We start from the raw sequence: 21480 nt of genomic DNA, 5'->3' as shown, positions 1-21480 counted from the left end.
TACAGATTTTACCTCGGTAACTTAGGCCGATGGCTTTCAGTCCTGGGCCACTGGCAGTAAACTGCCGCCAACCCCGTTGTACTATGTATACCCCAAAAGCCTGAGGATGCCGGACGTCTCACCTCAACTTGCATGGGTATAAGAGCAAGAACAAATTAAAATAAGGACCCCTCATGAGTGAATTGAAAGTAACTGAAGTGATGAGCGTTGAGTTAACCAAAGATGCCCCCGCAGCCCATTGGGGCAAAGCCGATGTGACCTTCAATGGCGAAGGCGCATTAGTCCACTTAGGTGGCGGCGATGAGTTACGCCAAATTCAAATGGCGGCGCGTAAATTACGTAATCAAGGGATTAATACCGTCGCATTAGTGGGATCTCTTTGGGATCTAAATAGCCAATGGGTCTTCGCTCAAGGCTTTGCCACCGCTAAACCCGGTTACAAGATCCAATGGTGCGGCGATGCCGAAGTACAAGCCGAGTTACAACGTCGCTTAGACGTGGCGACATTTGCCCGTCAACTGATCAATGAGACTCCTGAAAATCTGTCTCCTGTGAAACTGGCGCAGCAAGCGGCCAAATGGTTAGCCGAACTCGGTGGTGCCAAGGTCAGTTACCGTATTATTGAAGGTGAAGCATTATTAGCAGAGCAATGGATTGGTATTCATGCTGTAGGTCGCGGCAGTGAGCGCCCACCTGCAATGTTAGAGCTAGACTTTAACCCGCTGTCAGCCGATGCCCCAGTATCTGTTGCCTTAGTCGGTAAAGGGATTACCTTCGACTCCGGCGGTTACAGCATTAAAGCTTCTGAAGGCATGCTGGGCATGAAGTGTGATATGGGCGGCGCCGCCACTGTTACTGCCGCTTTAGGTTTAGCGATTAAATCGGGCCTGAACAAACGCGTTAAATTATTCCTCTGCTGCGCTGAAAACCTGATCAGTGGCCGTGCCTATAAGCTGGGTGATATCCTCACCTACAAAAATGGCGTCACAGTTGAAGTGGTTAACACCGATGCCGAGGGGCGTTTAGTGCTGGCCGATGGTCTGCAAGCTGCTTCTGCGACGGGTGCTCCTTTTATTATCGATGCGGCAACCTTAACTGGTGCGGCGGTAATGGCGGTGGGCTCTAACTACAACGCGATTTTCTCGCCACAGACGGAAGTGTTACAACTGGCGCAACAAAAAGCCTCGACAGTAGCCGAGCGTGTATGGCCATTGCCATTGGATCCTTGGCATAAAGACATGTGCCCATCGGCCTATGCTGACACGGCAAACAGCCGCCCAGTGAAAGGCGGTGGTGCGGGTGGTGCCTCGAATGCCGCAGGTTTCTTATGGCGTTTCGTTTCGCCAGAAGCCAAATGGTTACACGTGGATTTAGCGGCCGCCTTCGAAGATTCTGCTTCTGCACTATGGGGTGCTGGCGCGACCACCCACGGCGTGCTGACCATCAGCGAGCTGATTAAAGGCTAAGTTTGCTTTCGCGACTGAGTTTGCTTTTGCGGCTAAGCTTGCAAGTAAAGCTTCTTATTGTATTAAAACCGCCTTCGGGCGGTTTTTTATTGCATAAAATTAAAGCGTGGGCAGTATGAGTCTTTATATGTTTATTTTATGATTCAGCGTATTAGCGGTTGGCTATGGTTATGGCCACAGCTAGGGCTAGGGCTATTTATCGGGATGACTATGCTAAGGATACGTAAAGCAACGCAATTAGATGCTAAGGCTTGCTGGGACATTCGTAATGCGGCGATTAATAAAGGCTGCGCCGGATTTTATGCTCAAGATGACTTGCAGATTTGGATGCAGGGCGAATTGACCGAATCTTTTCGTCGTATGGTGGGCGCGCATTTTTATGTGGCTGAAATCCTTGATGATGAGACTCAAGAAGGCACTTTGGTTGGTACCATTATGCTGGATGAACCCTATGCTCAGGTCGAGGCGCTGTTTGTTGCTCCCGAGGCGATGGGCTTAGGTGTCGGCAAGTCGTTACTGCAATTTATTGAAACAAAAGCCTTTAACTTAGGCATCGCCCAATTGCGATTAGAATCTACCCTCAATGCCGTGGGGTTTTATCGCCACTACGGTTTCGGCGGTGAAGGTTTTGAGGAAGAATCTATCTATTGCTCACCCCGCGGTATCGCCTTGGAATGTATGGTGATGTATAAAAATCTGGTTTGCTAGGACGCTGCAAAAAAACGCTGTTGCTAGAATCTAGGGCGTTGCTTTGCAACTGCGAGAGCGCTTGGCTGCTAGAACCTAGAACCTAGAACCTAGAACCTAGAACCTAGAACCTAGAACCTAGAACCTAGAACCTAGAACCTAGAACCTAGAACCTAGAACCTATTTGGTTCAGCGGTGCAGACATACCCAAGGGAATCAACAGTTCAAGCATTGAAGTGGAATTAACTGCTACAACTAAAAGCTTTGAAGGGGTTGCTGACATACCCAAGGGAATCAACAGATCAAGCATGGATGTGGAATTAATTGCTACAACTAAAAGCTTTGAAGGGGTTGCTGACATACTCAAAGGAATCAACAGATCAAGCATGGATGTGGAATTAACAGCTAAGACTTAACGCTGAATGGGGTTGCTGGCATACCCAAGGGAATCAACAGATCAAGATGGGGGAATTAACTCCCAAGAGTATGCCAACTATCGTTCTTTCGCCTGAAATCCCGATGCCAATAAGATTAACTTCAATGGCTTAAATCAAACTTAATCTATTGCTCAAAAAGGCTTTATTTCATTAGCCTTTAGTCAAACGTTAACGCTATCTCAGTTCGCCTGCGGACTATTAAGCTGTTGGCGTTTTTCCATTAAATCCTTAATCAGCGGTGTGAGTATAAGTTCCATCGCGAGGGACATTTTGCCGCCGGGTACAACTAGGGTATTGACCCGCGACATAAAGGATCCTTGGATCATGCTTAAATAATAGGGGAAGTCGACATTGTTGATGCCGCGAAAACGGATCACCACAAAGCTTTCATCTAGGCTTGGAATATCCTTGGCGCTGAAGGGGTTAGAGGTATCTACCGTCGGCACCCGTTGGAAGTTGATATGGGTGCGCGAAAATTGCGGCGTCATGTGTTTAATATAATCGTCCATACTGCGGACAATCGAGCCCATGACTTTTTCGCGGCTATGGCCACGCTCCGAAGTATCACGAATGATCTTTTGGATCCACTCTAAGTTTACGATGGGCACCATGCCGATCAGCAAATCGACATGCTGGGCTACATTGGCATCGCCCGTGACTACGCCGCCATGTAAGCCTTCGTAATAAAGCATATCGGTGTTTTCAGGCAGTGGCCGCCATTGGGTGAAGGTGCCTGGCATTTGGTTAAAGGGTACGGCTTCATCGAAGGTATGTAAATAGCTGCGGGTTTCACCTTGGCCGGTGGCGCCATAATCGCGAAAGCATTGCTCTAGGCGGGCAAAGTTATTGGCCTCGGGGCCAAAATAGCTCAGGTTACGATTCTCGGCTTGGGATTTACGGATCATCACTTCCATTTCTGCGCGGGTATAGTGATGAAAACTATCCCCTTCGACAAAGGCGGCATTAATTCCAAGTTGGCGAAAAATATGACTAAAGGCTGTGGTGGTTGTGGTGGTTCCTGCGCCGGATGAGCCTGTAACTGCAATAATTGGATGTTTTGCTGACATTTTTTCTACCTAGGAACCTAAAGAGCCGCTCAGTTGAAGCGATAAATCGTATAAGCTATTTATACGGCACAGGGATACTAATGGTCAATCTTGCCGTTTGGCCACTTGGTCAGCGTGACGAATGGCAAAAGACTCATCCTCTTCACTGTATTCTAAGACGAGTTTACCCTGTTTAAGTGCTTGTTGGCATTGCACTATTGCACCTGATAGTTCTTGCTCATCTAGGCTGGTAAAACTACCATCCTCCACTTGCCCTAACAGATATTCGCGGATCAAGTTGACTAAGGTCTCTTTGGGGAGTTGGAGTAAGGCATTGTAGGGGATAAGCATTCGGGTTCCTTAAGGTGCCGATGACGCATCATTGGCGAGTAAAAAGTCTAAAATGCGCCGCTCTAAATAATAGCGTGGCTTCCATGGCGTGCCGCCTTCGATAAAACCAACATGGCCGCCATGGGCATGTAACTCATATTCCACATGTTCGGAAAGCTGGCTGGGATGCGGGATGACCTCATCCGTCATAAAGGGATCGTCCTTGGCATGCATAATTAGCGTAGGCTTAGTGATTCGGCTAACAAAGGGTAAGCCGCTGGCGCGGGTATAGTAATCTTCTACACCTAAAAATCCATGGAGCGGGGCGGTGACTTTATCGTCAAAGTCATAAAAAGTATTGAGATTAGCAACTTGGATTGGGGTCAAGGTCATAGTGCCAGCAAGCTCTGGATCATTAAGCTTTTGATTGACCTTATATTGTAACTGCTTGATTAAATGGCTTTGATACACCTTTGAAAAACCATTCTCTAAGCGTTTTGCACAGGCCGATAATTGCAGCGGCGCCGACACGACTACAGCGCGACTCAACAGGCTGTGCTCTTGATATTCGCCTTGATATTTGGTCAATACATTGCCGCCTAAGCTGTAACCTACTGCCAATAAAGGTGATTGCGGATAGGTTTGTTGCAGCTGGCTTAGGCTAAACTGCAAATCGTCGGTGTCGCCACTGTGGTAACTGCGGGCGAGACGATTGGCTTCACCTGAGCAGCTTCTATGATGGTGAACCACGGCGGCTAACTCTTGTTCTTTACAGGCTTGCAGAATGCGTCTGGCATAATGGGACTGGGCACTACCCTCTAATCCATGAATGATAACCACAATGGGTTTACCGATTTCTGGCCTAGCTTGCCAATCTAAATCGATAAAATCGCCATCGGGAAGCTCGAGTCGCTGTCGCTTAAGCACAGGTTTGGCCACTTTAGTGAATACGGGCAAAATGGTTTGTACATGGGGACTTTTGGCCCACCAAGGCGGTGTAAAAGCGTTTGGCATGGGATCTTATCTTGGCATCAACTATTGCTGAAAATTAAAACGTGTGTTTAATTTAGGTTCGCGGTCATTGTAGCACAGTAATTTAACACTAAGCGTCTTGGGGAGACATTGATGAATAGACGAACCTTTTTACTGGGCGCGTTTGCTGGTACAGCGGCGATAGCCCTAGGGGTGAATCTTTATTCTCCCGAATTTAGTCTACCCGATGAAGGCGAGGGGAAAGACTACCGCTTATTATTCAGTGTGCTGTTGCCTGTGATGCTTGATGGGGCTTTGCCTGATGTGGCAACCCATAAGGTGGCGGCGCAAAATCGCACCTTAGATGCCATTAAACAATCGATTGCTGTGTTGCCAGATGAACAGCAGTCCGAGTTATTTGAACTACTCGATATGCTCGAGAATCGCCTTGGATTATTGCTACTGACCTCAAGCATGACGCCACTGTTAATGCGCTCTCCCGCCGAGTTGACCCAAATGCTGGAGACTTGGCGTCACAGCTACTTTGCGTTATTGCAAACGGCTTATTTAGGCCTGCGAGAATTAGTGATGGCCAGTTATTACGCTTGTCCTGAGCATTGGAGCCGACTCCACTACGCCAAGCCTGAGTTGTTCAAATAGGCCTAATTTCTAATAATAACAATAATGTGAAGATGGAGTATTCCAAGTGGCAATCATAGATCCCATAGTGACAGGCTTAAATTCCGGTTGGTTACATACCGATGCCAGTCAGCTGCAAGAAAACCAACAATTTGAAGCCGATGTGGTGATTGTGGGCACGGGCGCAGGCGGCGGCGTAGCGGCGGAGATTCTCACCCAAGCTGGGCTCAGTGTGATCATGATTGAAGCGGGACCGCTTAAATCCTCCAGCGATTTTAATATGGAGGAGCGGGTCGCGTATCCGAATTTGTATCAACAGGCGGCGGCGATGAAAACCGCCGATAAAGCGATTGGTATCTTCCAAGGTCGCGCCGTGGGTGGCTCTACGACCATCAATTGGACCACCTCGATCCGTACGCCAAAGGATGCCTTAGCCTTTTGGGCGCAGCATAAATCTGTAGCCGGACTCGATCCTGAAACCTTAGCGCCTTGGTTCGAGCTGATGGAGCAGCGGCTCAATATCCACGAATGGAATTATGAGCCTAACCGTAATAACGGCGCGCTCAAACAAGGCTGTATCAACCTAGGTTGGGATTACACTGTGATAAAGCGCAATGTCGCAGGCTGCTGGAATACTGGCTATTGCGGGATGGGCTGCCCAGTCAATGCCAAACAGTCGATGCTAGTAACGACAATTCCGAGTGCATTAGAGAAGGGCGCACAGCTGATTAGTCGCGCCAAAGTCGTTAAAATTGAACACCATAATGGCCAAGTCTTTGCCCTCAAGGCACAGGCGCTCGACGTTAATTTAAGGCCGACTGCGGTTGAGCTGCTGTTTAAAGCCAAACACTATATTTTGAGCGCTGGCGCTATCCACACGCCGACCTTAATGATGCGCTCTGAGGTGCCCGATCCCTACCAGTTATTGGGCAAACGAACCTTTTTACATCCCACTGTGCTTTCTGGCGGCGTATTTGCCGATGCGATTAATGCCCACAGCGGCGCACCTCAATCTATCTATTCCGATGAGTTTGTTTGGAAAAATGGCGCAGATGGCGAGTTAGGTTACAAGCTCGAAGTGCCGCCAGTGCATCCGATTTTGATCGCCTCTAAGACCATAGGTTACGGATTAAGCCATGCTGAGTTGATGGCGCAGTTTAATCAGTTGCAGGTGACTATCGCCTTGGTTCGCGACGGTTATCATCCCGACAGTCAAGGTGGACAAGTACATTTAACCCCAACGGGCTTTAGTTTGGACTATCCATTAACCGAGGCTTTTTGGCGGGCAGCGCGGCGAGCCTACGCCAGCATGGCCGAATTGCAATTTTCGGCAGGCGCATTAAAAGTGCTGCCTATCAGCGATGGTATGCCCTATTTGTCGTCATGGAAGGAAGCGAAAGAGAGCATTGCCCAAATGGACTTAGCGCCGCTAAAGACGGTGGTGGCCTCGGCCCATGTGATGGGTGGCTGTCCATTCGGCGAAGATGAAAAGCTCTCTATGGTCAATAGCTATGGGCAGTCACATTATTTGGATAATCTGTCGGTGATGGACGGTTCTATCTTCCCGACCAGTCTAGGGGCCAATCCGCAGCTATCGATTTATGGTATTACCGCGCGCAATGCCACCGCACTGGCGCAAAAGCTCACCGATGGCAAAAGTTGACTGTAACTCAATGTAACTGAAAGTAACTAAGCCTTGGATGAGCAACAATCGTTAAGCCGCACAAGTAAGTTGTTAAGACTTATGCGGCATAAAGGTCTATTCACCGCTGTATAGAGCTAAATCGGGCTGATAGGCAAATGGCCAGTTTTTACTAAGATAATGGTTTCCTCTTCGACAAAAGGAAAATGGCCGCTCATATGAGGGCTGCGTACCCAAGTGTGGCGTGGATATTCGCCAAATTCATCTTGAAACTTGCCGGATAACACTAAGATTTCCTCACCACCAAAATGCCGATGTGGCTGAAATCTCTCACCTTTAGGCCATTTTACTAGCGCGGTATGCTGATGCTCGAACTCGTGTAGCGGCATGACTTGTAAGCCGCCTATACCCGGTAACCATGGGGTTTGTTGAGTATTTATCCTTAAATGTTCGAGATCCCGCGGATCGAATTGGTTAAGTTTTACGAAAATCACGCAACCTGTTTGGCTAAAAGGGGCATGTTGGCTCCCTGGTGGATGGCGAAGATAACTGCCCGCGGGATAATCACCGTTTTCATCGGAAAATACGCCCTCAAGCACAAAGATTTCTTCGCCCAATGGATGCTTATGAGTCGCAAACTGCGAGCCCGCTTCATATTTCACTATGCTGGTGGTGTGCCCAGACTCCTTAGCCTCCCGTTCCAGTGGTTTACGCCACACCCCTTGAGCAGGGCTTGGCAACCAAGGTTGTGGCTGCGTATGGATAACGATACGCTGGTTAAAGTTCATATTAAGCATAGTGTTAGACCTGATTTAATCTTATGAAATGATTTATGTGTTGCTCGCAGTGCATTAACTCGCGAATTTAGTTACGTCCTGCCATCACACCACCATCAATATCCCAAATTGCACCTGTTACCCAACTCGCATCATCGGATAACAAAAAGCATACGCTATTTGCCACATCGGCAGGGGTGCCGACTCGTCCAATTGGATGAAAAGCATCAAAGCTTGCAAGCACTTGGTCTCGCTCTTCCTTTGGAATAAAGGCGTTATAGATTGGCGTATTCACTACCGCGGGTGAAACCGCATTGACTCGAATATGCTTGTCCGCCAGTTCTATCGCTAAGTGTTGGGTTAATGCGTGTAGCCCGGCTTTTGCCATTGAATATGCCGACGAAGGCGTGGCTTTAACCGCTTGTTTTGCCCACATCGACCCTATGTTCACTATACTACCACCGCCAGCATCGATCATCTTGTGGGTCACGGCTTGGGTAATCCTGAACAGCGCTTTATTTAACCCCATATACAGTTCGTAATCGGCTTCAGTGTGGTCAATAAAGGATTTGGGATTGAAATACCCCGCCGCATTGACGAGATAGCCGACCTTATGCTCGAGTTGGTTGATGTGTGTAATGAGTCGATTAAGATCCGCCGCTTGGTAAAGGTTGGCTTGAAACCCCTCGACCTGTAACTCGGGGATTGTATTTTCCTGTTTGAGTGCAGCGACGGCGGCGGTGAGTTTTTCTTGTTGATTACCCACGATAAGCACTGGTACGCCTTGCTTGACCAGTTGTTTAGCGGTTTCAAAACCGATGCCGCTACTACCGCCAATAATAATGGCCAGATTTGAGGTATTAAATTGCATTTGCTACTCCTATGTATTATCAAGGTGGTAATCTTATGGACTCAATAACTATCTGAACAGTAAGTACAAATTGGTTAGGCAGGTACTTTTTGGTACATCTTTATGAATAACAATGAAAAAATTATTTCTCGCAAATCGCCGCCTGAGCGCTCAGCCCGAATGGTCGAGACGATTTATGGTTGCAAATGGTCATTAACGGTTTATCAGTTGTTGGCCAATGGGATCCAAAGGCCTGGAGAAATGGTGCGCTCAGTCGAGGGACTCTCCACTAAGGTATTGAATCAATGTTTAAAAAAGAACATTGAATTTGGCATTTTAGATAAGGTCATTTATAACGAATTACCACCGCGGGTCGAATATCAAGTGACGGAGTTTGGCCAAAAATTTCTGCATATTTTAGATGAGCTGGAAAAATTGCAGCAAGAAATTGATGCGTAATGAGCTGTCTTGACTGGTCAGTTATACAAGATAATCAAGGTAACTTAATGTATTAGGTTTTTGCTCTGTTTGATGAGGGTTAATGGATATGTCTAAGATCTTGCAAGAGGGCGGTTGTTTATGCGGAGCGATTCGTTATCGGATTGAGGGCAAGCCCTTCGATGCGGATTATTGTCACTGCCGCATGTGCCAAAAGAGTATTGGGGCAGCCTTTGGTGCTTGGATGGATTTTAACGTGTCGCAGGTGACATGGCTTAAGGGCAACATCACTGAGTTTGCCTCATCAGAATATGTAAGACGCGGATTTTGCGCCCAATGTGGCTGCTCACTGACCTTTAGGCACACTGAGTATCCCGATTATCTCACCCTAACGATCGCCAGCTTAGATGATCCAAATTCAGTGCAGCCTAATTACCATATTTATACTGAGCAGCAGCTGAGCTGGCTTAACATTGAGGATAACTGCCAGCGTTATCCTCAAGCTCGCACTAAGTAAACCTGAGCTCGGGATAAGTAGAGCCGCTGAATAGGCATCTTTTCGGGCCTCTCTGCGTTGCTCTGTCTAACCATAGCTCGCTATGGCATACGACAGGGCGCCTTGATATGCGCAAAAATCTGCGCATTCAGTCAGAAAAAAGATTCTTCTTTTCAAAAAAATCATTTATAGCATTGATTTTGATTGTTAAATTTAGATTTTTCCGACACTCGTTATCCCGAGTTCAGGTTAAGTAAGCTGTGCGTGAGGCCAGTTAAGGTGCGATAAGATCTAGCCCAGTAACATCCGCAGCGGATAAACCAAATAGCGCGAGGTAACTCACGAGATTGGTTTGTTGACCGCTAGGCGATAAATCATTGACGGCATGTAAAATGGTGCGCTGCGCCTTGCGTTCCATCATCAACTCAACATCGAGCATTTGCTGATATTCTGCTGCATTCAGGCTGGCTTTGGCGAGACGACGCAAACGGCGATAGGGGGTGAGAAACTTTTCATCCCATTCCCATACTGCATTGACAAGTTGTTGCCATTGCTCGGTTGAATATTCCCGCGGCCCCGCCACATCACTGGTGAGATCTAAATACTGCGCTAGCAGTAATAGATTCACATTCACCTGACAATTATCCTGAAGCTCAAGGCAAAGCACTTTATTTTGCCCATAGCTCATATCACACCAATGCCAAATTTGGCAGTCTAGCGGGGTTACATCCGACATACGGCTTCCTTGTCTATTAGGCGTAGGCGACAGCAGACCGATTATTGGCCCATTAACTCAAGTTCCATTGCATCAATTTCTTCTTGTAGCTCAAGCCATTGCATTTCACTTTCTTCTAGCGTTTGTGTCAAGCTGGTGCGCTCACTGAGTACCGAGGTGAGCTTGGCTTTATTGTCTTGATCATATAATTCGCTATCGGCCAGCAAATGCTCCAGTTCGGCGAGCCGCTCACTGAGCTTTTGCTGATCGGTTTCAAGCTTCGCCTGTTTGCGTTTAAGTGGTGACACCTTTTGGCGTAGCTCAGCCTCTAAGCGCTTTTGCTGCTTCTTATCAACAGCGGGTTTAGTGTCATCGCTGTTGGCCGCTTGGTTGGCACTGGCGGCTTTCGCGGCATCAAGTAACCATTGGTGGTAATCGTCAAGATCGCCATCAAAGGCTTGTACTTCACCTTGGTCAACCAAATAGTAGTCGCTACAGGTTAAGCGCAATAAATGGCGGTCGTGCGATACAATCACCATTGCACCTTCAAAGGTTTGCAATGCCATAGTGAGCGCATGGCGCATCTCTAAATCTAAATGGTTGGTTGGTTCGTCAAGCAGCAACAGATTGGGCCGTTGCCATACCAATAATGCCAACACTAAACGGGCTTTTTCGCCACCAGAGAAGGGGCGTACTGGCGAGAGTGCCATATCGCCATTAAAGCCAAAACCACCGAGGAAGTTACGCAATTCCTGCTCGCGGGCATTAGGGGCAAGGCGCACTAAATGTTGCAGCGGCGTATCGTCTAAGCGTAAACATTCGATTTGATGCTGGGCAAAGTAACCGATATTCAGGCCGGGATTGGGCTCATACAATCCGGTCATCGGTGATAACTGGCCCGATAACAGCTTGATTAGGGTTGATTTACCCGCACCGTTACGGCCGAGCAACCCAATGCGCGCTCCAGGCACTAAGTTTAAATGCACTTTGCTGAGGATTTGCTTAGCGCCATAACCCACCGCCACTTGCTCCATCTTAATCAGCGGATTGGGCAGGGCTTCAGGCGGGCGAAACTCCATATAAAACGGGCTATCTGCTTGAGATGGTAACAGCTCAGTCATCCGCTCCAGCGCCTTTAAGCGGCTCTGCGCTTGTTTGGCTTTACTGGCCTTATAGCGGAAGCGGTCAACAAAAGACTGCATATGCGCCCGTTCTTTTTGTTGGCGTTCAAAGGCGACCTGTTGCTGTGCCATACGTTCAGCGCGGATGCGTTCAAAGGCACTGTAGTTGCCTTTGTAGAAGTTGAGTTTTTGATTTTCGACATGGACGATTTCATCAACGATTTCATCGATAAAATCCCTATCGTGGCTGATTAAAATCAGCGTGCCTTGATAGGACTTAATCCAACCTTCGAGCCAGTACATGGTATCTAAGTCTAAGTGGTTGGTCGGTTCGTCGAGCAGCAGTAAGTCCGAGCGGCACAGTAGTGCTTGGGCTAAGTTGAGGCGCATCCGCCAACCGCCCGAAAAGCTTTTCACGGGGTTATTTTGCTCGGCTTCGCTAAAGCCTAAACCTGCAAGCAGGGCTCCGGCGCGGGCGCGAATAGCATAACCGCCAATGGCATCGATTTTACCGTGCAAGGTAGCGATCGCATGGCCATCATTATGTTCCTGTGCAATGTGCAGATAAGCCTCAAGCTGGCGATATTCTTTATCGCCATCAAGCACATATTCAAGTGCAGACATTTCGAGTGCAGGGGTTTCCTGGGCGACGCTGGCAATCTGCCAACCCGAAGGCATACTAAACTCGCCTTTATCTAAGCTCAGGTGACCCATAATTAATGCGAGCAGTGAGGATTTACCCGTGCCGTTGGCGCCCACTAGGCCGACCTTATGGCCGGGATAAATGGTCAGAGAGGCTTCGTCGAGCAGGGTTTTGCTACCACGGATTAATTGTGCTTGGTTGATGCTGATCATTAACTACAACTTGGTCATATCATGAATGAGTAAGGGTTGTGATGATAACGTACAAGCTCATGGCAAACCACAACTTAGGCCGAGTTGCTGCGTATTTCTTCGACTTTTTATGGCCTAGTGCGATAGCGCTCGACCGCGTGGTCAGGGAGTATGGCAGCACAAGTTTATTCAAGGACTGGCAATAGCTGGGCAGTATGGCAAAATAGCGCCACATTTTCGCCTTAACGCCGATGATTCGCTTATCGCTGGGCGCGTAGCCATTTATAGGTTTGTATCATGACCACTAAAATAAAAAAACGCTTTGTTGCTGGCGCAAAATGCCCTAAGTGCGGCGCGAAAGACAGCATTTTGCTGTTTAAAGAAAACGGTATCGAAACCGTAGAATGTACTGACTGTAATTATCGTGAGCAGCAAACCGATATCAAAGTGACCGAAAAAGCCACGGGCGCCGTCATTGGGGTGTTTAAACCCGACTAGGCTCATCTTTATGAAGCGCTAAACACGTGCTGGCAAAGTATGTAAGAGATTTTATTAACCGCTGCCAATGGCCCTTGCATCGTTGCGGGGCTGATTTAACTGTATTCTGTCGTCCTATTTTAGGGGCGTACACCCTTATCGATTTCAGCATTACTGGAGACAAAACTCATGACAAACGTGAATGTGGATGTCACGCCGTTAACGACTAAGCCATCACAAGATGGTTTTTATATGCCCGCCGAATGGGCGGCGCAGCAAGCTGTGTGGATGATTTGGCCCTATCGTCCTGATAACTGGCGTGCTGCGGGTGCGTATGCTCAGGCGACTTTCGCTAAGGTGGCCGATGCGATTGGCGCGGCAACGCCAGTGTATATGGGTGTCCCTAAAGCCTTTTTAGCCGAAGCCAAAACGGTAATGCCATCCCACGTTATCTTGGTTGAAATGGACAGTAACGATTGCTGGGCTCGTGATACAGGACCTACTGTGGTCGTTAATGCCGAGGGCGAATGCCGCGGTGTTGACTGGGGCTTTAATGCTTGGGGCGGCCATAACGGTGGTTTGTACTTTCCATGGGATAAGGACGAGCAAGTCGCGCAGCAAATGCTTGCACAACATGGTTTTGCCCGTTATCGCGCGCCGCTGATCCTTGAAGGTGGCTCCATCCATGTCGATGGTGAAGGCACCTGTATGACGAGTGCCGAATGTTTACTCAATGCCAATCGTAACCCTGAACTGACAAAAGAACAGATTGAAGCCTTACTGCGTGACTATTTGAATGTTAAGCAGTTTATCTGGTTACAAGATGGCGTTTATATGGATGAGACCGATGGCCATATCGACAATATGTGCTGTTTTGCCCGTCCTGGTGAGGTTATTCTGCACTGGACTGATGATGAATCGGATCCACAATATCCACGTTCAAAAGCCGCGCTCGAAGTGTTGCAAAATACCGTGGATGCCCAAGGTCGTAAGTTAAAAATCCATCTGTTGCCACAACCAGGGCCGCTGTATTGCAGCGAAGAAGAATCAAAAGGTGTAACTGAAGGCACTGGTGTGCCACGTACGGCAGGTGAGCGTTTAGCGGGTTCTTACGTGAACTTTTTAATCACCAATCATCGCATCGTATTCCCGCTGCTTGACCCAGCAACCGATGATATCGCAGCCCAAAAACTGCAAGAAATTTTCCCTGAGCATGAGATTGTGGGGGTGCCAGCCCGTGAGATTTTACTAGGTGGCGGCAATATCCATTGTATTACTCAGCAAATCCCTGCTGGAAAGTAACCCAAGGAGAACAGCATGACGATTGATGTCACTGTTAATACACCACAATTGGCTTTCTGCGGGAGGGCGTAAGATGTTTGAAGTCACTGAAGTTTCTATTGCCGAGCTGCGTGCTGCGCTCGAATCTGGCCGTACCACCGCAGTGGAGTTGGTGAAATCGTATCTCGCGCGGGTTGAAGCGTATGACGGCCCTGCGACAAAAACTAAGCTCAATGCGTTAGTGGTACACAATCCCGATGCGCTGAAAGAAGCTGAAGCCTCAGATGCGCGCCGCGCTAGAGGTGAAACCTTAAGCCCGCTCGATGGTATTCCTTACACCGCTAAGGACAGCTATTTGGTGAAGGGACTGACGGCGGCGTCTGGCAGCCCAGCCTTTAAAGATTTAGTGGCCCAGTACGATGCTTTTGCCGTCGAGCGCCTACGCGCCGCGGGTGCCATTTGCCTAGGCAAAACCAATATGCCACCTATGGCTAATGGCGGCATGCAGCGTGGTCACTATGGCCGCGCTGAAAGCCCATACAATGCTGATTATCTTACAGCACCCTTTGCTTCGGGTTCTTCCAATGGGGCGGGCACGGGCACGGCGGCAAGTTATTCTGCTTTCGGTCTGGCTGAAGAAACTTGGTCGAGTGGCCGTGGCCCTGCGTCCAATAATGGTTTATGCGCCTATACGCCGTCTCGCGGCGTGATTTCCGTGCGTGGTAACTGGCCGTTAACCCCGACCATGGATGTGGTTGTGCCCTATACCCGCACAATGGCGGATATGCTCGAAGTGCTCGATGTGATTGTGGCAGACGACCCAATCACCCGTGGCGATCTCTGGCGTCTACAACCTTGGGTTAAAATCCCTAAATCATCGACAGTTCGCCCAGAATCCTATCTGGCGCTGGCGGCTAGCGCCGATACGCTCAAGGGTAAGCGTTTTGGTGTGCCGCGCATGTACATCAATAAAGATGAATTGGCTGGCACCAGCGAAAATCCGGGTATCGGGGGGCCAACGGGTCAACGGATTCATACTCGCCAATCGGTGATCGATCTGTGGGAAGCCGCGCGTAAAGCCTTGGAAGCCGCTGGCGCCGAAGTGATTGAAGTCGATTTTCCGTTGGTTTCAAATTGTGAAGGCGATCGCCCAGGTGCGCCGACGGTGTTTAACCGCGGTATCGTTACACCTCAGTTCCTGCATGATGAATTGTGGGAACTCTCAGGTTGGGCGTTCGATGAATTCCTGCGGGCTAACAACGACCCTAAACTGAACAAGCTTGAAGATGTGGTGGGGCATTTGATATTCCCCCATGATCTTGGCACCTTGCCAAATCGTGAAGGTGACTTAGCGGCAGGCATGGAAGAGTATGTCAACATGGCCAAACGCGGTCTGAAATCCTATGACCAGATCGACAGTATTCCCGATGGTCTGCGTGGTTTAGAGAAGACGCGTAAGTTGGATCTTGAAGACTGGATGGACGGACTTAAGCTTGATGCCGTGCTGTTCCCAACGGTGGCCGATGTGGGTCCAGCCGATGCCCATGTGAATCCAGCTTCTGCCGATATTGCGTGGAGTAACGGGGTTTGGGTCGCTAACGGAAACCTTGCGATTCGCCACTTAGGCGTACCGACTGTGACTGTACCTATGGGTGTGATGGCCGATATTGGCATGCCAGTGGGTCTAACCTTTGCGGGCCGCGCCTATGACGATAATAATCTGCTTAAATTTGCCGGTGCATTTGAGTCAACAGGTAACAGGCGCATTATTCCGCCGCGTACACCAAAACTGAGTCAATAAGCGCTAAACTGACAAATATAGACTTAGCTTAGTCTTAGGGATTTATCTTGTTAGAGATTTAGCCCCTTATAACGGCAAAGTGTAGAGTCATAAAAACGGGATAGGCCTTAATATGCCAATCCCGTTTTTTATGCTAACAAAAGCCTGATACGAGATTTCGCCATTTGCTGCTGTTTGCTACTGCGTGAGAGGAATACGGTCTCATACCAAGCAATTAAGAATCACACTAAATGGCAGCAATCTCATCAATACGCAGCCTTTGATAAAATGTTTTTGCCCCATTCCGTGTTTCGGCTCGTTAGCTCAACCGAAAATTTCCACTCCTGCTGCCATACAAATTCTTATCTATTTGCCTATGTTTGGCCTTACCAGAAATCGACTAACAATGTATGGGTATACAGTCGTATTTAAATTTAAGTGTTTTAGTATGATTTTTAGACAAAATCAGTGCGCACTAATTCCATCCGCAATAAATAAAACGCTATAAAATCAACTGACTATAGAGGATTAGTTTTAGTTAATAGGTTTGGAAAACGCGCATGCGCGTTTTTCCAGATGGTATATTAGGCAAAAAGCTGATAAGTTCTTTGTATACAGATAGTTAACTGTGCGCGTTTTCACTGGTCCAACGAGGTAAACGCGCATGCGCATGAATAAAATGTTATATGTGCTTTAAATTATGAGAAACATAGTATTAATACTCTTTGTATCATTGTCTATTGTGGCTTTTGCATCACCCACAATTCAATCCGTAAACTTGGACAAAGAAAGTGCTGAAAAGCTCGGATTTGTTTTAGAGATCACATCAGAGAAATTGGGAAAATATATATCATTATCTGGCCCAGAAGAGCTAAATGAAGGATGTAAGCCATCTAAAGCAGGAAGTTTTACGATTAACGCTGAAGGAAAAGATATTTCTGGGTCTATTTCAGACGTTAGGGGCGTTAAGGAACCAACAGTTTTTGGATATGTATCATCGAATACTGACAACAATACAATCGTTTTTATCGACTATCTGTGTCCAGGCTCTAGAGTGGCAGAGAGTAGGCGATATGAAGTTTCAACAGCACACATATAACAAGTTAAATCATCGGAAAACCACTCGCTGCGCTCGCGTTTTCCGCTGTTTAAAGCGTTAGCACTCTATTGGAGATCATCAGATTTTGTATAACGTCGAAGTGTTGAAAAAAAGATTCCTTTGGCAATCGAGAAGGATACGTTATTTGCTGAAGCGTTTTCATAAACGGAACTCAGCCTTAATAAGCTATCCGACATATATGACTGCATTGATAGTACTGGTGTTCGTAGCGACTTCATTTGCGAAGAATATTTTCGTAATGCCCATGAATGAAATAGGTGATTCATTGGCAGGGTTCGCGGGCGTACTTGCATTTTTATGGATTATTGTAACAGTTCTCTTGCAGAACAGAGACTTGAAATTACAGTACGAAGAAATAAAGGATATGAAGCAGGCAAGTGAAAGCCAAGCACGGTCGTTGAAATCAGCTGAAATATTTAAAGCCCTAGAATATATAGAGTTCAAGTTTGAAAGAATAAACCCAAGGATAGAAGAGTGTCGCGACAGGGTTAACAATGAAATAAAGGAATTTATTGAAACATACGAAACGGGTAGAAACCCACGCGCGCACTTCGATCCTGAAAAGGACATTTGTGAAATTTGGGGATATTTCAGAAAATCTGATGTAAAGAATGAATTTTTATACCCGTTTGAATCAGTTCGCGATAATTTTGACTATGTTGCGTATTTAAAACTTGAAACGATTGTACGCAATATGAAGTATGTCTTGGATGCTTTAGATGGCCTTACAAAAAATGCTGATTCTGAAATAAAAGCCGATCTATCAAGCACAATTGAAACTTGGGAGCAACTTCTACAGGTTCACTGGTATCGGGAGTGGAGAGTCTATTTGCTTCACATTGAAACAGTTGTGAAGAAGGCTATTGTTGAATATGAAATTGGAAATGATATCGTGCGGGCTGTAATAAAATGGAGCCTCGAGCGTGAAGAAGAGTGCTAACAAAGCGCTGCTACGGAAAATTTACTCGCTGGCGCTCCCAAATTTCCGCTGAGCGCGGCGTTATCGCCATATAAATTTTTATCCGAAATTCACCTGATGCAGCCGACGTCCTAACATGCTTTTGTCCCTTAGCTTTTTTAGACTCATACAGCAATTGGGTAGATGAAATTGGCATTGGGGCTGCAGTGACCGTCGGCGACATGGTTGCTCATTCACATCCATGTGATTGCAACATTCGTATATCCATATACAGCAGATGCCGCCGTCGAGCCTATAGGGACATATTCACGGCGTGTCACTGGGGAAACAATGACAATAAGCTCCCTCTGAGCAGATAAAATTGCTATTAAGCTTTTGTCCCATATCTTCGGATGACGAAACGGTTGTATGTGGTGTGTGAATTGCCATTGAAGCACCAGTAACCGTTGGCAATATGGCAGCTCATTCACATCCATGTGATCGCTGCATTAGTACATCCTGTACAGCAGATGTCGCCGTCGAGCCTCTGGGCTTTTTGTCAAAGAATGGGATGGCGTGTTACTGGGGAGACAATGGCAATTTCCTTTGTCCTAGTGATAAACAGTTCACACACTTTTTCACAAACGCTTTATTTCGAGAAGTATTGTTTAAGCAAGTTATAACGCCGTTTACTCAATTCCCAACCATTCTACTTTATCGAAAAATCTAAGCGTGATTTCGCGTTATTCTTTTGCAAATTTCCTTGTTATTCTGCCACCATCAGCATTGCCACAGTTTCACCCTGTCATTTGGGGAGCCAAAAGATAGCGAGTGCACAGGCTAATGCCTTACGAGTTAGGAGCATGAAATGAAAGTTTTAGGTCAGTTTTCTGCTAAACCTGCGATGGATGGCGACGGGGTGAATATTCGCCGTGTGGCGGACTTTGTCACTACCCATTTTGATCCGTTTTTGATGATGGATGAGATCAAATCCGATGATAAACAGGATTTTATTGGTGGCTTTCCACCGCATCCGCACCGTGGGATGGAGACCTTTACCTATATCCGTAAGGGCGGATTTGAGCATCGCGATCAGATGGGTAACGTCAAAGCGATTCGTGCTGGCGATGTGCAGTGGATGAGCACGGGTTACGGCGTGGTGCATTCCGAAATGCCGCTGGCCGATGCACTCAATGGTTTGCATGGCTTCCAAATTTGGGTCAATATGCCCGCGAAAGATAAACTGCGCCCCGCGACGTATCAGGATACGGCTTCAATCCCAAGCGTTGAAACCACTAATGACACAGGCGCAACCCTTAAAGCCTTGGCGGGTGATTGGGCTTTTGCGGGTAAGAGCGCCATCAGTGCCACCATCCAAGGATTAGCGGGCGAAGCGGCTATTGCCGACTTGATGATTAACGCTAATGGTGAAGCGCTGCTCGATTTATCCAAGCATGAGTTTGCCGCCCTCTATCTTTACCAAGGTGGCTTGAGTAAGGGCGAAGGCTCACAGTGGTCATTCAATGAAGGCCAGTTTTTAGTGCTCGATAGCCAAACGCCATTGCAGCTTAAGGCCGATGATCGCGGTGCGGGCATGTTACTGTTTGTGGGTAAACCGATTCGTGAAAAAATTGTGCAGATGGGCCCCTTTGTGATGAACACCCAAGCGGAAATTCAGCAGGCGATTCGCGATTATCAAGAAGGGCGTTTTGGCCAAATCGCTTAATCTGTTAAGTCTGCCGTGCTGATCAAAACCAAAGCCCTGTATCCTTGCAGGGCTTTTTTATTGCAGTTTACGCAGGCGATTTCGATTGTTTAAGGACTTGAGTTTAAGGACTTGAGGTAAAAGCTGCCCGTTGTTGCTACAATAGCGGTACTTTTGGGTTGAGCGAGCGCAGAACTGAATTCTTGCCTTACGTAAACCTGAATCTTGATAAACCCGTTTAATCGATAAGTAACGCAATTTTAGTAACCTAGCAGCCGCTTCGTTACCCACCACAGGATATTCGCCTTGAGCAATTCAGATACTAAGCCAACTCCATCACTGGCTTTCTCGACCCTTAAGCTAAAAACCGAACTGCTTGAGAACCTTTCTTCTATGGGCTACAACGAGATGACGCCCATTCAGGCGCAAAGCTTGCCAGCCATTTTAGCGGGTGAGGATGTGATAGGTCAGGGTAAAACGGGGTCAGGTAAAACGGCGGCCTTTGGTCTAGGTTTACTAAATAAATTAGACGTTAAGCGTTTTCGCATTCAAACCTTAGTGCTATGCCCAACCCGCGAGTTGGCCGACCAAGTGGCGCAGGAGATCCGTACTCTGGCCCGCGGTATACACAACGTGAAAGTATTAACCCTGTGTGGTGGTGTGCCAATGGGGCCACAAATTGGCTCTTTAGAGCATGGTGCCCATATTATTGTGGGAACACCGGGGCGGATTGTCGATCACTTAGACCGCAATCGTTTAGATTTAAGTCATCTGAATATGTTAGTGCTTGATGAAGCTGACCGCATGCTCGAAATGGGGTTCCAACCTCAGCTCGATGCGATTATTGAACAGTCACCACGCGAGCGCCAAACGCTGCTGTTTAGTGCGACATTCCCTGAGCAAATTCAATCGATTGCTAAACAAATCATGTATAACCCTGTGATGGTTAAGGCCGCGGTTACCCATGAAAAAAATACCATCGAACAGCATTTTTATCAGTTAGATGACGATAAGTCGCGCATGCAAGCGCTGCAATTATTACTGTTAGAACATAAGCCAGAAAGCGCCGTGGTATTTTGTAATACCAAGCGTGAAACGCAAAAAGTGGCCGACGAACTCGAGGATTTAGGCTTTAGTGTCTTGGCCTTGCACGGCGATTTAGAACAGCGCGATAGGGACGAAACCCTGTTGCAATTTGCTAACAAGAGCGCCTGCGTGCTGGTGGCTACCGACGTAGCCGCCCGTGGTTTAGATATTGATGCGCTAGATGCCGTATTTAACTACCATGTGGCCTACGATACCGAAGTGCACATTCACCGTATCGGCCGTACTGGCCGTGCGGGCAGTAAAGGCGCTGCTTATACCTTTTACAACGATCAAGACGGTTACAAGATTGCCTTGCTAGAAGAGTACTTAGATCGAGAAATTACCAGTGAATCACTGCCATCATTAAGCTTGCTTGGCAGTGCGCCTAATGCGCCAACCATGATCACTCTGCAAATCGATGGCGGTAAAAAAGAGAAACTTCGCCCTGGTGATATTCTTGGCGCCCTGACGGGTGATAATGGCATTGAAGGTACGCAGGTGGGCAAGATCCTCGTGACCGACTACCGCGCCTATGTGGCGGTAAACCGTAAAGTGGCTAAAAAGGCACTGAGCAAGATCACCAGCGGCCGCATTAAGGGTAAGTCCTACCGCGCGTGGTTGATGAAATAAACTGCTATTGAGTGAACAAAAAGCGAAGCCAAATGGCTTCGCTTTTTTGTTTTT

At 47.6% G+C, this 21480-nt stretch carries 21 protein-coding genes; 14 read left to right on the top strand and 7 right to left on the bottom strand.

Going from position 1 to position 21480, the window contains the following annotated elements; translation table 11 throughout:
- Positions 1-173 precede the first annotated feature (173 nt).
- The 3 genes from pepB (at position 174) to IEY09_RS03600 (ending at position 2569) form a co-directional block, all read left to right on the top strand.
- The gene (pepB, locus tag IEY09_RS03610) at positions 174-1466 is read left to right on the top strand and encodes an aminopeptidase PepB (RefSeq protein ID WP_188869883.1); all 1293 of its coding nucleotides are present in this window, start codon (positions 174-176) and stop codon (positions 1464-1466) included.
- A gap of 210 nt (positions 1467-1676) precedes the next feature.
- The gene (locus IEY09_RS03605) at positions 1677-2174 is read left to right on the top strand and encodes a GNAT family N-acetyltransferase (protein WP_047540746.1); all 498 of its coding nucleotides are present in this window, start codon (positions 1677-1679) and stop codon (positions 2172-2174) included.
- A gap of 215 nt (positions 2175-2389) precedes the next feature.
- Positions 2390-2569, top strand: coding sequence for a hypothetical protein (locus tag IEY09_RS03600; protein WP_188869881.1), 180 nt, complete (start codon positions 2390-2392; stop codon positions 2567-2569).
- Between the two features lie 200 nt (positions 2570-2769).
- On the opposite strand, the gene IEY09_RS03595 is transcribed toward IEY09_RS03600, so the two are convergent.
- The 3 genes from IEY09_RS03595 to IEY09_RS03585 all read right to left on the bottom strand — a co-directional run bounded on the left by IEY09_RS03595 (position 2770) and on the right by IEY09_RS03585 (position 4980).
- Positions 2770-3657, bottom strand: coding sequence for a phosphoribulokinase (locus tag IEY09_RS03595; RefSeq protein WP_011071167.1), 888 nt, complete (start codon positions 3655-3657; stop codon positions 2770-2772).
- Between the two features lie 84 nt (positions 3658-3741).
- Positions 3742-3987, bottom strand: coding sequence for a YheU family protein (locus tag IEY09_RS03590; RefSeq protein ID WP_188869879.1), 246 nt, complete (start codon positions 3985-3987; stop codon positions 3742-3744).
- Positions 3988-3996: 9 nt separating this feature from the next.
- Entirely contained in the window at positions 3997-4980 is a 984-nt protein-coding gene (locus IEY09_RS03585; RefSeq protein WP_037414562.1) for a hydrolase, read from the bottom strand.
- Positions 4981-5091: 111 nt separating this feature from the next.
- Between IEY09_RS03585 and IEY09_RS03580 the strand changes: the two genes are divergently transcribed.
- Complete coding sequence (locus tag IEY09_RS03580) at positions 5092-5598, top strand: hypothetical protein (protein WP_047539290.1); 507 nt, start codon at positions 5092-5094, stop codon at positions 5596-5598.
- 46 nt (positions 5599-5644) lie between these two features.
- Positions 5645-7240, top strand: a complete 1596-nt coding sequence (locus IEY09_RS03575) for a GMC family oxidoreductase (RefSeq protein ID WP_188869878.1) — start codon at positions 5645-5647, stop codon at positions 7238-7240.
- Positions 7241-7356: 116 nt separating this feature from the next.
- Here the strand turns inward: IEY09_RS03575 and IEY09_RS03570 are convergent, their stop codons facing one another.
- Both IEY09_RS03570 and IEY09_RS03565 read right to left on the bottom strand, forming a co-directional pair.
- Positions 7357-8016 carry a cupin domain-containing protein gene (locus IEY09_RS03570; protein WP_188869876.1) on the bottom strand — a complete coding sequence of 220 codons (660 nt, stop codon included), beginning with the start codon at positions 8014-8016 and terminating at the stop codon, positions 7357-7359.
- A gap of 67 nt (positions 8017-8083) precedes the next feature.
- Complete coding sequence (locus IEY09_RS03565) at positions 8084-8866, bottom strand: SDR family NAD(P)-dependent oxidoreductase (RefSeq protein ID WP_188869874.1); 783 nt, start codon at positions 8864-8866, stop codon at positions 8084-8086.
- Between the two features lie 102 nt (positions 8867-8968).
- Between IEY09_RS03565 and IEY09_RS03560 the strand changes: the two genes are divergently transcribed.
- Both IEY09_RS03560 and IEY09_RS03555 read left to right on the top strand, forming a co-directional pair.
- Positions 8969-9304, top strand: coding sequence for a winged helix-turn-helix transcriptional regulator (locus IEY09_RS03560; protein ID WP_037414574.1), 336 nt, complete (start codon positions 8969-8971; stop codon positions 9302-9304).
- 88 nt (positions 9305-9392) lie between these two features.
- A complete protein-coding gene (locus IEY09_RS03555; RefSeq protein WP_144346678.1) occupies positions 9393-9800 on the top strand; it encodes a GFA family protein in 408 nt (135 codons plus the stop codon).
- A 253-nt stretch (positions 9801-10053) separates the two neighbouring features.
- Here IEY09_RS03555 and IEY09_RS03550 read toward each other — a convergent pair whose 3' ends face one another.
- Together IEY09_RS03550 and IEY09_RS03545 are read right to left on the bottom strand one after the other, a co-directional pair.
- Positions 10054-10515, bottom strand: a complete 462-nt coding sequence (locus IEY09_RS03550; RefSeq protein ID WP_047539929.1) for a DUF2390 domain-containing protein — start codon at positions 10513-10515, stop codon at positions 10054-10056.
- A gap of 41 nt (positions 10516-10556) precedes the next feature.
- Complete coding sequence (locus tag IEY09_RS03545) at positions 10557-12470, bottom strand: ABC transporter ATP-binding protein (RefSeq protein ID WP_188869872.1); 1914 nt, start codon at positions 12468-12470, stop codon at positions 10557-10559.
- 276 nt (positions 12471-12746) lie between these two features.
- Here IEY09_RS03545 and IEY09_RS03540 point away from each other — a divergent pair, with 276 nt between their 5' ends.
- From IEY09_RS03540 to dbpA, 7 genes are all read left to right on the top strand, one after another.
- Complete coding sequence (locus tag IEY09_RS03540) at positions 12747-12947, top strand: YheV family putative zinc ribbon protein (RefSeq protein ID WP_188869870.1); 201 nt, start codon at positions 12747-12749, stop codon at positions 12945-12947.
- 168 nt (positions 12948-13115) lie between these two features.
- Positions 13116-14228: an agmatine deiminase gene (aguA, locus tag IEY09_RS03535; protein WP_188869868.1), complete on the top strand. Its 1113-nt coding sequence runs from the start codon at positions 13116-13118 to the stop codon at positions 14226-14228.
- A 73-nt stretch (positions 14229-14301) separates the two neighbouring features.
- A complete protein-coding gene (locus tag IEY09_RS03530; protein ID WP_188869866.1) occupies positions 14302-16008 on the top strand; it encodes an amidase in 1707 nt (568 codons plus the stop codon).
- Between the two features lie 679 nt (positions 16009-16687).
- Positions 16688-17086, top strand: coding sequence for a hypothetical protein (locus IEY09_RS03525; RefSeq protein ID WP_188869864.1), 399 nt, complete (start codon positions 16688-16690; stop codon positions 17084-17086).
- Positions 17087-17231: 145 nt separating this feature from the next.
- Positions 17232-18047: a hypothetical protein gene (locus IEY09_RS03520; protein WP_188869862.1), complete on the top strand. Its 816-nt coding sequence runs from the start codon at positions 17232-17234 to the stop codon at positions 18045-18047.
- A gap of 826 nt (positions 18048-18873) precedes the next feature.
- Entirely contained in the window at positions 18874-19731 is an 858-nt protein-coding gene (locus tag IEY09_RS03515; RefSeq protein ID WP_099456952.1) for a pirin family protein, read from the top strand.
- Positions 19732-20016: 285 nt separating this feature from the next.
- Complete coding sequence (gene dbpA, locus IEY09_RS03510; protein ID WP_188869860.1) at positions 20017-21426, top strand: ATP-dependent RNA helicase DbpA; 1410 nt, start codon at positions 20017-20019, stop codon at positions 21424-21426.
- Positions 21427-21480 lie beyond the last annotated feature (54 nt).

The organism is Shewanella xiamenensis, from assembly GCF_014647135.1.
GTDB classification, from domain to species: domain Bacteria; phylum Pseudomonadota; class Gammaproteobacteria; order Enterobacterales; family Shewanellaceae; genus Shewanella; species Shewanella xiamenensis.
This window is presented reverse-complemented; position numbering and strand designations above follow the sequence as displayed.